At 68.0% G+C, this 13,321-nt stretch carries 10 protein-coding genes; 2 read left to right on the forward strand and 8 right to left on the reverse strand.

From position 1 onward, the window contains the following. Positions 1 to 15: 15 nt before the first annotated feature. A complete protein-coding gene (locus P5F91_RS07250; protein ID WP_277906903.1) occupies positions 16 to 1,407 on the reverse strand; it encodes a hypothetical protein in 1,392 nt (463 codons plus the stop codon). Next, a complete protein-coding gene (locus tag P5F91_RS07255) occupies positions 1,404 to 2,420 on the reverse strand; it encodes a hypothetical protein (RefSeq protein WP_145610869.1) in 1,017 nt (338 codons plus the stop codon). The genes P5F91_RS07250 and P5F91_RS07255 overlap by 4 nt, the downstream gene beginning before the upstream one ends. Positions 2,421 to 3,165: 745 nt before the next feature. Between P5F91_RS07255 and trxA the strand changes: the two genes are divergently transcribed. Both trxA and P5F91_RS07265 read left to right on the forward strand, forming a co-directional pair. Then, positions 3,166 to 3,492, forward strand: a complete 327-nt coding sequence (gene trxA / locus P5F91_RS07260) for a thioredoxin TrxA (protein ID WP_088872363.1) — start codon at positions 3,166 to 3,168, stop codon at positions 3,490 to 3,492. Positions 3,493 to 3,705: 213 nt separating this feature from the next. Then, positions 3,706 to 6,033: a TonB-dependent receptor gene (locus tag P5F91_RS07265; protein ID WP_277906904.1), complete on the forward strand. Its 2,328-nt coding sequence runs from the start codon at positions 3,706 to 3,708 to the stop codon at positions 6,031 to 6,033. 10 nt (positions 6,034 to 6,043) lie between these two features. Here P5F91_RS07265 and P5F91_RS07270 read toward each other — a convergent pair whose 3' ends face one another. The 6 genes from P5F91_RS07270 to P5F91_RS07295 form a co-directional block, all read right to left on the reverse strand. Next, positions 6,044 to 7,330, reverse strand: a complete 1,287-nt coding sequence (locus tag P5F91_RS07270) for a bifunctional folylpolyglutamate synthase/dihydrofolate synthase (RefSeq protein WP_277906905.1) — start codon at positions 7,328 to 7,330, stop codon at positions 6,044 to 6,046. A gap of 30 nt (positions 7,331 to 7,360) precedes the next feature. Next, positions 7,361 to 8,278 (reverse strand): acetyl-CoA carboxylase, carboxyltransferase subunit beta, encoded by a 918-nt coding sequence (accD, locus tag P5F91_RS07275; protein WP_088872364.1) that lies wholly within the window; start codon positions 8,276 to 8,278, stop codon positions 7,361 to 7,363. 109 nt (positions 8,279 to 8,387) lie between these two features. After that, positions 8,388 to 9,224, reverse strand: a complete 837-nt coding sequence (trpA, locus tag P5F91_RS07280; RefSeq protein ID WP_277906906.1) for a tryptophan synthase subunit alpha — start codon at positions 9,222 to 9,224, stop codon at positions 8,388 to 8,390. Then, the gene (gene trpB / locus P5F91_RS07285) at positions 9,221 to 10,429 is read right to left on the reverse strand and encodes a tryptophan synthase subunit beta (protein WP_145610866.1); all 1,209 of its coding nucleotides are present in this window, start codon (positions 10,427 to 10,429) and stop codon (positions 9,221 to 9,223) included. Before trpB ends, trpA begins: the two co-directional genes overlap by 4 nt. A 173-nt stretch (positions 10,430 to 10,602) precedes the next feature. Next, on the reverse strand, positions 10,603 to 12,396 hold the full coding sequence (locus tag P5F91_RS07290; protein WP_246134395.1) for a stimulus-sensing domain-containing protein: 1,794 nt from the start codon (positions 12,394 to 12,396) through the stop codon (positions 10,603 to 10,605). A gap of 149 nt (positions 12,397 to 12,545) precedes the next feature. Further along, positions 12,546 to 13,250 (reverse strand): response regulator transcription factor, encoded by a 705-nt coding sequence (locus tag P5F91_RS07295; protein ID WP_277906908.1) that lies wholly within the window; start codon positions 13,248 to 13,250, stop codon positions 12,546 to 12,548. Positions 13,251 to 13,321: the final 71 nt, after the last annotated feature.

Below are 13,321 nucleotides of genomic sequence, written 5' to 3' on the forward strand. Positions count from 1 at the left end.
TCAGATCAACTGGCGTCAGGTCAACCGGCGGTTCCATTCGCGGTACATCCGCTCCGCCTCGTCCGAGCCGGCCAGGATTTCGACCAGGCGCAGGTTGTTGAACATCTGGCGGCGAACCTCGGGATCGCCCCGGGCGCCGGGCGCGGCCATCATGCGGTCAGCCTGGCGTTCGATCTCCCGCCGGATTTCCGTGATCTTGGCGGCGACCTCGCGCTGGATGCCCAGGTGCCCCGCCAGCTTGGCGGAGCGCTTGAGCGCCAGAACCGTGGCCTCCGCCTTCTTCATCTCGTCGGGCGGGGTGGAGACGCCGCCCGCGGAATACATCAGGCCGGCCAGGGTCTTTTCCACGTTGCCCAGCACAGTGGTCAGCACGAATTCGCCGATCTCACTGCGGGCGGCGGCCACGCGATCGACGATCTTCTTGTCGCGCAGGATGGCGACACTGTCGTTGACCGAGGTGAGGCCATCGGTCAGCCGCTCCGCCACCGCGGCCAGGGAGCCCAGTTGCTGCACCGGATCCTTGGAAGGCGGGGCGGCGCCCGGAGTGGCGCCGGGGGTCGGCTCCGGCGCTTTGGCCATGGTGCCGGTCTGGCGCAGCAGGTTGCCCACGACCACGCCCGACAGGTCGCGCGTCAGGGCGTCGCGCTGCGCCTGGCTGTTGCCGGTCACGCGCATGTCGGTCAGCATCTTCAGGACCACGCCGGGGCGCAGCATGCGCGCGGTCAGCACCAGCAACACGGGCGCCGCGGCCTGCGGGCTTTCCGCCCCGCCCAGTTGCGCCATGACGCCCTTGATGGCCTCGACATGGCTTTCCGCCAGGTCGCCGATGGGGCGTTCCGGCAGGCGCTGCTTCAAATCCTCGATGATGCCGCCCAGCAGCAGAACGTCGCGCAGCGTCTGGATCTGCCGCAGCACGTCGTCGTCGCGGCCGAAATTGTCGACCATGAAGCGCAGGTTGTTTTCCGCCTCGTCGGCGATGGCCGCCAGCGCCTGGGCGCCCGCTTCCCAGAGGGGCGCCGCCACGCGGGCCATCACACGCGGATCGCGCGGGTCGGCCTTCAGGATGCCCTGGGCGACGCCATCCACCATGCCGCCGTCCAGCCGTGCCCGCACCAGCTTCCACGCGGTGGGCAAGGTGCCGCGCGATACCCGCTGCAGCCGGCGGGTATAGACGCCGGGGTCGTCGAACAGATCCTCCGCCGGTCGAAAGAACAGGCGCGAGACGGTGGGCCGGCGGGGCGGGCGCAGCTGGGTCAGGCGCGGGCGCATGGCGTCGAACGCGCCGGCGATGCCGGGCTTGTCCCCCAGCTGTTCCAGCAGGGCGTAGATTTGCAGGAACTTGGCGTCGCTGAGCCGCGTGGCATCACGCGCCAGGGTCTGCCACTGGGCGATGGCCGCGTCGGTCATGACAGCGTCGCCTTCAAGGCTTCGATCCGCATCACCGCCGTCATGTCGAGGGCGCCGGTGCGCCAGTCCTCGCCCATCCGCAGCCAGCGCGTCTGTATCTTCCCCAGCACCTCAAGGTCGTAGGCCGACGGCTCCTTGCCACCCTCGCCCACCGGGATCAGGGGGGCCAGGCGGAACAGCTCACCCATGGTGGACTGCTGCGTCTCCAGCGGGCTGTCGGACACGCTGTCCCACAGGCGGATGAGGAAGGGCCAGCCGTCCATGAGCCAGCCAAGCCGCGTCACATCCTCCGCCACCGCGGTGCGCAGTGCACGAAAATCGCCGGCGATGGCGCCCAGGTCGCGGCAGCGGGCGTCCAGCCGAGCCAGCCGGTCGCGCGACATGTCCAGCGCCGCCTTGGCCGTCTCGGCCACGAAATCGGCCAGCTGCGAGACCTCGGAAAAGTCGGTGGCGCCCCAGCGCTGCAGGCTGGCGCGGGTGCGCTCCAGTTCGCCCACCGCCATGCGCAGGCGTCCCAGCTGCTGGCACTGCGGCAGGCCCACGGGGGCAATCAGCGTGGCCAGAGCCTCCACCCGCGATACCATCTCTTCCACGGGCAGGCTGGCCCGCTGGCCCAACTGCCCCAGGGCGGCGCGCATCAGGCGCCGGCTTTCGGAACCGGTCATGCCGGTGGCCAGCAGCTCGCCCGGGTCCATGCGCGCCAGCTTCAGCAATTCGATAACCAGGGTGAACTGGGTCAGCGCCTGATAACCCGCATCCAGCGCCAGGGTCTTTTCCGCCGCCAGCGAGGCGTCGCCGCCGGCCACGCCCGTCGCCTGCACGGCCAATACCGCCTGGCGCACGGTGTCGGGCGAATACTGCTTCAGTTCCAGCAGGGCGTCGTACAACAGCCTGTCATGCAGGGTGACGGTCATGACCGCCGGCAGGGAGCGCCAGGGCATGATGTACATGCCCTTGCCGCCGTTGAAGCTGGGCAGCAGGAATTCCGGTTCGCCCTGGCGGGTGGGCCGCATGCGGGCCTGACTCAGCATCGGGGTGGTGAAGGGAATGGAAATTCCCCGCTCACCAAACGTACCCGGCGAAATATCCAGACTTTTCGCTTGGCTCATCCCAGAAACCGCCGCCCCCCGCTGTCCCCCGGGCCCCGCCCGCTCCCCCATTTTGGGGGGGCGAACCCAGCCTCTCCTATCCAAAGGAAATATGCCAGACAAATGATTAATTGTGACGGGACGTGATGAAACCCAATTCCACCCAGTCTGACCACGACCTGGCCCTGGACAATTCTGTAAGCAAATCCCGGGCCAGCGCCACGTCCCCCATGATGGACGTGCGTCCTGCATGCCACCAGGGAAAGAAGCCTACAGATGTCGCGTTAAAATAGTTCAAACGACTCGAAAAAGAGACCGAGCAAGGATGGCATAACAAACCGGGCCATGGCCCAACGTCCCCGTCTTCAAGGATGGCCCGCCGCCGTTGGCGGCCCGCGTGAGCGGGCCCGATACCATGACCTTGAGCCCGCACCGTCTTCGACTGGGCATTTTCTGCGTTTTGGGACCGAGAGGGGAAGGTATTGCCGCTTTTCAAGGGGGCCCCGCCACCGCCCTGACCCCCATCCGGGCCCGCCTTGACCATACCCGCCCAGGGCACCTACATTTATCGGTGAAACTGGGCGCGGAATCCCCGCGCACCTACCCGCACTAGGTAGGGCCACCATAGGAACCCCCAAGCCCTGGGGCCCTAGCAGCCAAGGATAGCGTTATGAGCGAGAATACGGTGAAGGTGACGGACAGCAGCTTCGAGACCGACGTGCTGAAGGCCGGCGGCCCGGTGCTGGTCGATTTCTGGGCCACCTGGTGCGGCCCCTGCAAGATGATCGCCCCGTCCCTTGAGTCCATCGCCGAAGAGCTGAACGGCCAGTTGACGGTGGCCAAGCTGGACATCGACGACAACCCCAACGTCCCGGGCAAATATGGCGTGCGCGGCGTGCCGACCCTGATGCTGTTCAAGGACGGCGAAGTGGTCGCCACCAAGGTCGGCGCCCTGCCCAAGCAGGCCCTGACCGACTGGGTCAAGTCCAACCTGTGATCTGAACCGGCCCGCCGGGGTCGGGATGTGCCGGGTAGAGAGAGGCGGGCGTCCCCGGGGCGCCCGCCTTCTTCTTTGCGCCTCACACGGGGCCACATCTTGAGGCCCGCCTTCCCGGGAAGCGCATCAACCCACGTCTAAAAATCTTGTTAATAATGATATTGATTCTTAGTTTCATAGCATTTACGGTCCCGACAAAAGACGGGGACGAAAATGCGAGCGAAAACAACCTACTCCTTCCTGCTATTGGCCATGACCGCGTTGTCATGGCCGCCTTCAGGGGCCGCGCTGGCCGCTGAGGCCACGCCTGCCGCCACCCCAGGGGATGCCCTCGCGGAGGGCGAGGCGCTGGACGACATCATCATCACGGGTGAAAAGGCCAACCGCACGCTGAAGGAGACGACGACCAGCGTGGCCGTCACCACGCCGGCGCGCATCGCCCAGGAAAACATCCAGACCATCCAGGACATCTACGACCGCACGGCCAACGTCGCGCAGACCTACGGTGCCGCCGGCTTCACCATCCGCGGCATCGGCAACACCGGCGTATCCAACGCCGGCAACGCCGACGCGGCCACCGTCTATGTCGATGGGGCCCCCATACCCGGCGCCGCCCTGTTCGGCGGGCCGACGGACATGTGGGACGTGGCGCAGGTGGAAATCCTGCGCGGGCCGCAGTCCACCATCCAGGGTCTGAACGCCATGGCCGGCGCCGTGGTCATCACCACCCGCGACCCTGCCGCCGACCATTGGGCCGGCGACGCCCGCGTGCAATGGACCGACCAGCAGGAGCGCACCTTCTCCGCCGCGGCCGGCGGACCGCTGGTGGCGGATGAACTGGGCCTGCGGGTGGCGGCGGAGCGGCGCATCAACGACGGCATCATTGAGAACAAGGTGCTGGGCGACCGCGAGGACGCGCTACGGTCCCTGAACCTGCGCGGCAAGCTGAAATGGACGCCCAAGGCCCTGCCGGACCTGACGGCGGTGCTGAGCTATGACCGCACGCGGCGCGACGGCGGCTATCTCTACCAATATGTCCGCACCGATGTGCCGGACTATTACGACCACCGCACCTCGTTCTCCAACCGGCCCAACATCGGCAAGGTGGATACCGACATCGCCACCCTGAACCTGTCCTATAAGCTGAGCGACGCGCTGACCATCACCAACGTCGCCTCCTGGAACCGGCTGCGCCAGGACGCCAGCCAGGACAGCGACGGCACCCCGGCGGACATCGAGGTGGTCGACAACAAGACCAAGGCCACCACCTACACCGAGGAACTGCGCCTGAACTATGCGGGCGACCGGTTCAGCGGCCTGCTGGGCGGGTGGTATTACAACCGCGACCTGGCCGTCGACGCCGACAGCCACGTCACCGTCACCACGCCGCTGACGACCATCACCAACCTGCTGCGGGGCGCCGGCTTCCCAGCCGCCACCGCCAGCGCCATCAGCGCCGCCTATGGCAAGGTCCTGCCCGTGATCCCGGTGTCCTACCAGGCCCACCAACCGCAACAGGTGGAGACGGCGGCCCTGTTCGGCGACGGGCGCTATCGCCTGACCGACCGGCTGTCGCTGCTGGCCGGCTTCCGCTACGACCATGAGCAGAACCGCTATGGCGCCGGCACGGCCACGCAGTTCACCGGCACCTATCCCGACCCCGCCGCCTTCGGCGCCGCCGGGACGCCGCTGAACCTGGCCGTGCAGGCCATCAACCGGGGGGTAGCCGGCATCGTCGCCCAGGCGGCCTCGGCCACCGCGTCCAACCAGCGCACCTTCGACGCCTTCCTGCCCAAGGCGGGTGTTTCCATGGATTGGACGCCGGACCTGGTGACGGCCTTCACGGTGCAGCGGGGCTATCGTTCCGGCGGATCCAGCCAGAACGCCGCCCACGCGGCATTGGTGCCCTATGATCCGGAATACAGCTGGAACTATGAGGGTTCCGTCCGCTCAACCTGGCTGGACGGGTCGCTGGCCGTGAACGCCAACGCCTTCTACACGGACTGGAGCGACCAGCAGGTCACCGCCCGCTTCAGCGACAACGTCTACGACTACAACACCGTCAACGCCGGCAAATCCCACCTCTACGGCGTTGAGCTTGAAACCACGCACAAGATCAGCCCGGTGGTGGACTGGTATGCCTCCGTCGGCTATCTGCGCACCAAGTTCGATGAGTTGCACATACCCAATGGCGGCAGCGCCACCGTGGACCTGACGGGGTCTGAGTTCCCCTATGCCCCGCACTGGACGGTGGCGGGCGGCGTGAACCTGCATTTCGGCGGCGGCTTCCTCGCCAACCTCAACGCCAACTGGCGCGATGCCGTCTTCACCGCCGTGGGCACGACGCAGGGCCAGTACCGTGTGGGCGCCCGCACCATCGCCAACACCCGCGTGGGCTACGATGCGGGGCTTTGGGGGGCCTACCTGTTCGTGAACAACCTCACGGACGAGCATTACGCCCAGTACGTCCTGACGTCCCAGAACAGGGCCATCCTGGGCGCGCCACGCACCATCGGCGGCACGCTGGAGGTGCATTGGTGACGGCGGCGCGTCAGCCGTTGTCGGCCAGGATGGAACCCGCGAGGTAGAGCGACCCGCAGATCAAGGTGCGCGGGGCCGCCCCCCGGGACGCCAGCCCGGCAATGGCCTCGGCGGCGCTGCCGGCCTCGGTCACGTCGGTGATGCCGACCGCGCGGGCGGCGGCGGCGATGTCGGCGGCGGGACGGGTCGCGTCCTCGCCCGGGATGGCTATCGCCGCCAGGCGCCGGACGTAGGGGGCGATGGGCCGCAGGAAGTCCGCCGGCACCTTGCTGGTGATCATACCCACCACCAGATCCAGCACCTCCCCGGTGCCGGTCCAGCGCCCCGCCTGCACACCCAGCACCTCGCCCGCCGAGTCGTTGTGGCCGCCGTCCAGCCACAGCTCCGTGCCGGGCAGCAGCTGGGCCAAGGGCCCGCGCGTCAGGCGCTGCAGGCGGCCGGGCCACTCCACCGTGGCCAGGCCCGTGACGATGTCGGCGTCCTGCACCGTCAGGGGCAGGTGCTGCAAGGCGGCGATGGCGGTGCCGGCGTTGCCGATCTGATGGGCGCCCAGCAAGCCCGGCATGGGCAGGTCCAGCGTGCGGCCAAAGCCTTCGAAGCGGAAACCGACGGCGGTGGGTAGGGCCGACCAGTCCGCACCGGCGATGTCCAGCGGCGCGCCCAGCGCGGCGGCGCGGTCACGGAAGACGGACAGGGGCACGTCCGGCGCCTGCGGGCCCACCACGGCGGGGCAGCCGGCCTTGAAGATGCCGGCCTTCTCGCCCGCGATGGCCGCCAGCGTGTCGCCCAGGAACTGGGTGTGGTCGAAAGAGATTCGGGTGACGACGGCCGCCGCCGGCCGGTCCACCACGTTGGTGGCGTCCAGCCGTCCGCCCAGCCCCGTCTCCAGCAGCAGCACGTCGGCCGGCTCCTCGGAATAGGCGAGAAAGGCGGCGCAGGTGATGATCTCGAAGATGGTGATGGGGTCGCCCTGGTTGGCGGCTTCGCACCGTTCCAGCAGGGTGACCAGGGCGGCGTCATCGACCAGGCGGCCGGCCAGGCGCACCCGCTCGTTGAAGCGGACCAGATGGGGGCTGGTGTAGACATGCACCCGATGACCCGCCGCCTCCAGCATGGCGCGGAGAAAGGCGATGGTGCTGCCCTTGCCGTTGGTGCCCGCGACATGCACGACGGGGGGCAGGCGGTCCTGCGGCCGGCCCAGCCGGTCCAGCAGGCGCTTCACCCGGTCCAGCGACAGGTCGATGACCTTGGGATGCAGCTGGCCCAGCCGGGCCAACACCTGGTCCAGATCCGACACGGGATGCCCCCCTCCGTTCAAGCCGCAGCCTTAGCGGCTGGTCACCGGCACCGGGCGCGGGCGCGACGGCTCGGTGGGGATGCGCACCACGTCGGCACCGGGGCCGGGGCTGCGCAGCAGGTCGATCAGGCGGGACAGCATGCCCTTCATCTCGCGCCGGTGCACCACCATGTCGACCATGCCGTGTTCCAGCAGGTATTCCGACCGCTGGAAGCCTTCCGGCAGGGTCTCGCGGATGGTGCTTTCGATGACGCGGGCGCCGGCGAAGCCGATCTGCGCGCCGGGCTCGGCGATGTGGATATCGCCCAGCATGGCAAAGCTGGCCGTGACGCCGCCGGTGGTCGGGTCGGTCAGGATGACCAGATAGGGCAGCCCCGCCTCCTTCACCATCTCGGCGGCGATGATGGTGCGCGGCATCTGCATCAGCGACAGGATGCCTTCCTGCATGCGGGCGCCGCCGGAAGCCGGCACCACGATCAGCGGCGCCTGCTGCAGCACGGCCAGCTTGGCCGCGGCCAGCAGGCCCTCGCCCACCGCCATGCCCATGGAGCCGCCCATGAAGGTGAAGTCGAAGGCGGCGACCACCGCCGGACGGCCGTCGATGCGGCCGTGGGCCACGACGATGGCGTCGGGGCGGCCGGTCTTGGACTGCGCGTCCTTCAGGCGGTCGGTGTAGCGCTTCTGGTCACGGAACTTCAGCGGGTCCACCACCGGCTTGGGCAGCTCGATGGTCTGGAAGCCGGCGTCCAGCGTCATCTTCAGGCGCTGCATGGGGTCCAGGCGCATGTGGAAGCCGCAGTGCTGGCAGACGTGCAGGTTCTCTTCCAGGTCGCGGTGGAAGATCATCGCGCCGCAGGATGGGCACTTGTGCCAGAGGTTATCCGGCACCTCTTTCTTGGACACCAGGGCCTGAAGCTTGGGGCGGACGAAATTAGTGAGCCAGTTCATATGCTTAACCTTAAAGACATTCGCCTGGCCAGGGCCGGCGCTGACAAACACCAGCGGGGGCGGCGCCTGATGGCGCGCCCCCGGGACAGGTGAAAGCCGATCTTGTAGCCTATTTCCGCGCGCCGCGCACCCCGGCCGCCAACTCCCCCACGAAACCCAGCACGTCGGGCACCAGGCCGGGCTTGGCCTTGCCGTCCGCGTCCAGGTTGGCCTCAAGCCGGCGGACGATGGCGCTGCCCACCACGGCGGCGTCCGCCACCCGGGCCACGTCGGCCGCCCCGTCCGGGGTGGTGATGCCGAAACCCACCGCCACGGGCAGGTCGGTCCCCGTCCTCAGATGGGCCACGGCGGCGGCGATGGCGTCGCTGGTGGCCGAACCGGCACCGGTAATGCCGGCGATGGAAACGTAGTAGATGAAGCCCGAGGTGTTGGCCAACACAGCCGGCAGGCGGGCCTTGTCCGTGGTCGGCGTCGCCAGGCGGATGAAGTTGACGCCCGCGGCCTGGGCCGGCAGGCACAGCTCGCCATCCTCTTCCGGCGGCAGGTCGACGACGATCAGGCCGTCCACCCCGGCCGCCTTGGCGTCGGCCAGGAAGCGGTCCACGCCGTAGGCGTAGACGGGATTGTAATAGCCCATGAGGATGATGGGGGTGTCGGCATCACCCTCACGGAAGGCCTTCACCAGGTCCAGCGTGCGCGTCATGCGGGCGCCGGCGGCCAGCGCCCGCAGGGTGGAGGCCTGGATGGCCGGGCCGTCCGCCATGGGATCGGTGAAGGGCATGCCCAGCTCGATCAGGTCGGCGCCGGCGCCCGGCAGACCCTTCAGCAGGCCCAGGCAGATATCGTGGTCGGGATCGCCGGCGGTGATGAAGGCGACCAGGCCGGCGCGGCCCTCCGCCTTCAGGGCAGCGAAACGGCGATCGATGCGGGAATTCGTGTTGCTCACAGGCTGACCCCCAGTTCGCGGGCGACGGTGAAGATGTCCTTGTCGCCCCGGCCGCTGAGGTTCACGACCATCAGGTGGTCCTTGGGCAGGGTGGGCGCGCGGCGGATGACCTCGGCCAGCGCGTGGGCGGATTCCAACGCCGGGATGATGCCCTCCACCTTCGACAGGCGCTGGAAGGCGCCCAGCGCCTCCGTGTCCGTGGCGCTGACATAGGTGACGCGGCCGACATCGTGCAGCCAGGAATGCTCCGGCCCGATGCCCGGATAGTCCAGGCCGGCGGAGATGGAATGCCCCTCCAGGATCTGCCCATCCCCGTCCTGCAGCAGGTAGGTGCGGTTGCCGTGCAGCACGCCGGGCCGCCCACCGGTGAGGGAAGCCGCGTGCGCGCCCGTCTCGATGCCGTGGCCGGCGGCCTCGACCGCCACCATGGCGACCTCGGCATCGTCCAGGAAGGGATGGAACAGGCCCAGGGCGTTGGACCCGCCGCCGATGCAGGCGACCAGCGTGTCGGGCAGGCGGCCCTCCATGGCCATCATCTGCTCACGCACCTCATGGCCGATGATGGACTGGAAGTCGCGCACCAGGGCCGGATAGGGGTGCGGGCCGGCGGTGGTGCCGATGATGTAGAAGGTGTCGCCGACATTGGTGACCCAGTCGCGCAGCGCCTCGTTCATCGCATCCTTCAGCGTGCGCGAGCCGGAGGTGACGGGCTTCACCTCCGCGCCCAGCAGCTTCATGCGGAAGACGTTGGGCTGCTGGCGGGCGATGTCGACCTCGCCCATGTAGATGGTGCAGGGCAGGCCGAACAGGGCGCAGACGGTGGCCGTGGCGACACCGTGCTGGCCGGCGCCGGTCTCGGCGATGATGCGGGTCTTGCCCATGCGCTTGGCCAGCAGGATCTGGCCGATGCAGTTGTTGATCTTGTGCGCGCCGGTGTGGTTCAGCTCTTCGCGCTTCAGATAGATCTTGGCGCCGCCCAGTTCATTGGTCAGCCGTTCGGCGAAGTACAGCTTGCTGGGCCGGCCGACATACTGGTTCAGGTAATAGCCCATCTCGGCCTTGAAGGCCGGGTCGTCCTTGGCGGCGGTGTACGCCTTTTCCAGGTCGAGGATCAGGGGCATCAGGGTTTCGGCGACGAAGCGCCCCCCGTAGATACCGAAATGGCCGTGCTCGTCTGGACCGGCGCGGTAGGTGTTCAAGCTCATGGGGCGGCGCTCTCATGTCAGCTGGGCTCACCCCGGTTGGACCCAAGGGCGAGTAGGCCGCCGACGATACCGGCCCTGGCGGCGATTTCAAGACCGGCCGCGCCGCCGCGCCCTGATGCCCGCCATGCGCAATGGCCCGTGATCCAGCAACTTAATTGCGCGTACGAGAGATTTCAGCCCCGCGGCAGCTGCACCGTGAACACCGCACCCAACACCTTGCCGGTCGCGTCCGTGCGGTTGGTGGCGAAGATGCGGCCGTTGTGGGCCTCGACGATTTGCTTGGAGATGGAGAGGCCCAGGCCCGAATGGGTGCCGAACTTCTCGCCCGCCGGCCGCTCGGTATAGAAGCGGTCGAAGATGGCCTCGGTCTTGCCGGCCGGGATGCCGGGGCCGTCGTCGGTACAGGTGATCTCCACCCTGTCGCCCACCACCTTGGCCGCCAGCACCACCTTGCCCCCGGGCGGGGAGAAGGACAGGGCGTTGGAGATCAGGTTCTGGAACACCTGGGTCAGGCGGCCCTCGATGCCTGGGACCACCAGGTTGCGGCTGGCCGGCGGCAGCTCCACGTCCACCGTCACCGGCGGCGGTCCATCCTCCTCCCCCCCGTCTGGGGCGGCGCCCAGCGTGTTCTCATGGATATCCTTGAACATGGTCAGCATGCGGCGCAGGTCGACGGAGTTGGCCTCCGCGCGGCTCAGCTCCGCATCCAGGCGGCTGGCGTTGGAGATGTCGCTGATCAGACGGTCCAGGCGGCCTACGTCGTCGGCGATGATGCCCAGCAGCTTGCGCAGCCGCGTCTCATCCTTCACCAGCTGCACCGTCTCCACAGCACTGCGCATGGAGGTCAGGGGGTTCTTGATCTCATGCGCCACGTCGGCGGCGAAGCGTTCGATGGCGTCCATGCGGTCCCACAGGGCCGATGTCATGGCGCGCAGCGATTGCGACAGGTCGCCGATTTCGTCATGCCGGCCGGAGAAGTCGGGCAGTACCGCCTGGCGGCCATGGCCGTAGCGCACGTCGTCGGCCGCCGCCGCCAGCCGGCGGATGGGACGCACGATGGTGCTGGCGAGATAAATGGACATCAGGACCGTCAGCACGATGACGCCGCCGAACACCTTCAGGATGTTCACGCGGAATTCGCGCACCTCGGTATCGATCTCAGACCCGCTGCGGCTGATCAGCACGGCGCCCAACACCTGCTTATAGCGCTGGATGGGCACGGCCACGGTCAGCACCATGTCCTGCTTGCCGGCATCGCCGGCCACGCGCCAGACATGGGTGGCCGCCTCGCCGTTCAGGGCCTTCTGAACGTCGGGGAAATGGCTGCCGTCGGCCGCCCGGTTCTCCGCGTAGACCGGCAAATGGTCACGGGTGGGCAAGGCCCGCACGATGGCGTTGTAGAGGTCTATGCCCAGCTGGGTCAGCTGATTGCCGTCCGGCAGGGGCGGCAGTTCCTCGATCTGCACGCGGGTGCCCTTGGCGAGGCTCAGCACCCGGCTGTCGGCCTGCAGCTTGCCCTTGGGATCGTACAGGCGGAAGCGGGTGTCGGTGGTGTCGCCCAGGCGGCGCACCATCTGGGCCGCCAGCGTCCAGGAGATCGTGCCCGCAGGCTCGTTGAACTCATCGCTGCTGGGCTCCATGGCGCCTTCGCCCAGGGCGCCGGAGAAGATGCGCGCCTCGGTCGTCAGGATGTCCAGCTGGCGTTGCACCAGCCAGTCCTGATAGCGCTCCAGATACAGCAGGCCTGACAGCAGCAAGGCCAACGCCAGCAGGTTGACGGTCAGGATGTGGCGCGTCAGAGGGGAAATGACGCCATAGGACCGGCGCCGGCGGGCGCGCACCACCGGCTTGGCGTCACCGTCCGCCTCCGCCTGGGCGCCGCGCCGCAGGGGCGCGGCCGCCATCTCCTGCGCCACCGCGGTCCCCCCGGCGGGGGCCGCACGTCGTCCCAGCATATCCTTGAGCATCTTAATTTCCTCAGGCGCCGGAGTTTTTGGAGTTCCTCAGGCGCCAGCGGGGCGTCCGCCCCTCGGCCATCCTCGCTGCGCCCTTCGGTACTCGTCCCGGCGGCCGCAGTCGCGGCCTTGGATTTTAGGTATATGCTTAACTCAGTCGCTCAGGCGTCGCGGTATTTGTAGCCCACGCCGTACAGGGTTTCGATCTGGGCGAAGTCCGGGTCGGCCACCTTGAACTTCTTGCGCAGGCGTTTCACGTGGCTGTCGATGGTGCGGTCGTCGACGTAGATGTGCTCGCCATAGGCGGCGTCCATCAGCTGGTCGCGGCTTTTCACATGGCCCGGACGCTGGGCCAGCGCCTTCACCAGCAGGAATTCCGTCACCGTCAGGTCGATCTCCTGCCCCTTCCAGGTGCAGGAATGGCGGGCGTTGTCCAGCACCAGCTCGCCCCGCACCATGACGGAGCCCGGCTCCACCGTCCCCTTGCCGCCGCCGGCGTTCAACACCTCGCGCCGCAGCAGGGCCTTGATGCGTTCGATCAGCAGGCGTTGGGAAAAGGGCTTCTTGATGTAGTCGTCCGCGCCCATGCGCAGGCCCTGCAACTCATCGATCTCATCATCCTTGGAGGTGAGGAAGATGACGGGCATGGCCGAGTTCTGGCGGATGCGCTGCAGCAGCTCCATGCCGTCCATGCGCGGCATCTTGATGTCCAGCACGGCCAGATCCACCGGCCGCGAGCTGAGCGCGCGGTGGGCCTCATCCCCGTCGGTGTAGGTGCGCACCTCGTACCCCTCGGCCTCCAACGCGATGGAGACAGAGGTCAGGATGTTGCGGTCATCGTCAACCAGCGCGATGGTCTGAACCACGGAGTTTTCCCCTCTTCCCACTTTGCCCCGGCCGTCCCATCCCGACCAAAGTCGGGGGACAGCCCCAGTTC

This window comes from Nitrospirillum amazonense, from assembly GCF_029594735.1.
GTDB classification, from domain to species: Bacteria; Pseudomonadota; Alphaproteobacteria; order Azospirillales; family Azospirillaceae; genus Nitrospirillum; species Nitrospirillum amazonense.

Excerpts from the sequence above, each read along its gene's own strand:
- P5F91_RS07250 (WP_277906903.1), bottom strand. The coding sequence starts at position 1,407 with ATGACCGACGCGGCCATCGCCCAGTGGCAGACCCTGGCGCGTGATGCC.
- P5F91_RS07255 (WP_145610869.1), bottom strand. The coding sequence starts at position 2,420 with ATGCGGCCCACCCGCCAGGGCGAACCGGAATTCCTGCTGCCCAGCTTC.
- trxA (WP_088872363.1), top strand. The coding sequence starts at position 3,166 with ATGAGCGAGAATACGGTGAAGGTGACGGACAGCAGCTTCGAGACCGAC.
- trpB (WP_145610866.1), bottom strand. The coding sequence starts at position 10,429 with ATGAGCTTGAACACCTACCGCGCCGGTCCAGACGAGCACGGCCATTTC.
- accD (WP_088872364.1), bottom strand. The coding sequence starts at position 8,278 with ATGAACTGGCTCACTAATTTCGTCCGCCCCAAGCTTCAGGCCCTGGTG.
- P5F91_RS07290 (WP_246134395.1), bottom strand. The coding sequence starts at position 12,396 with ATGCTCAAGGATATGCTGGGACGACGTGCGGCCCCCGCCGGGGGGACC.
- P5F91_RS07265 (WP_277906904.1), top strand. The coding sequence starts at position 3,706 with ATGCGAGCGAAAACAACCTACTCCTTCCTGCTATTGGCCATGACCGCG.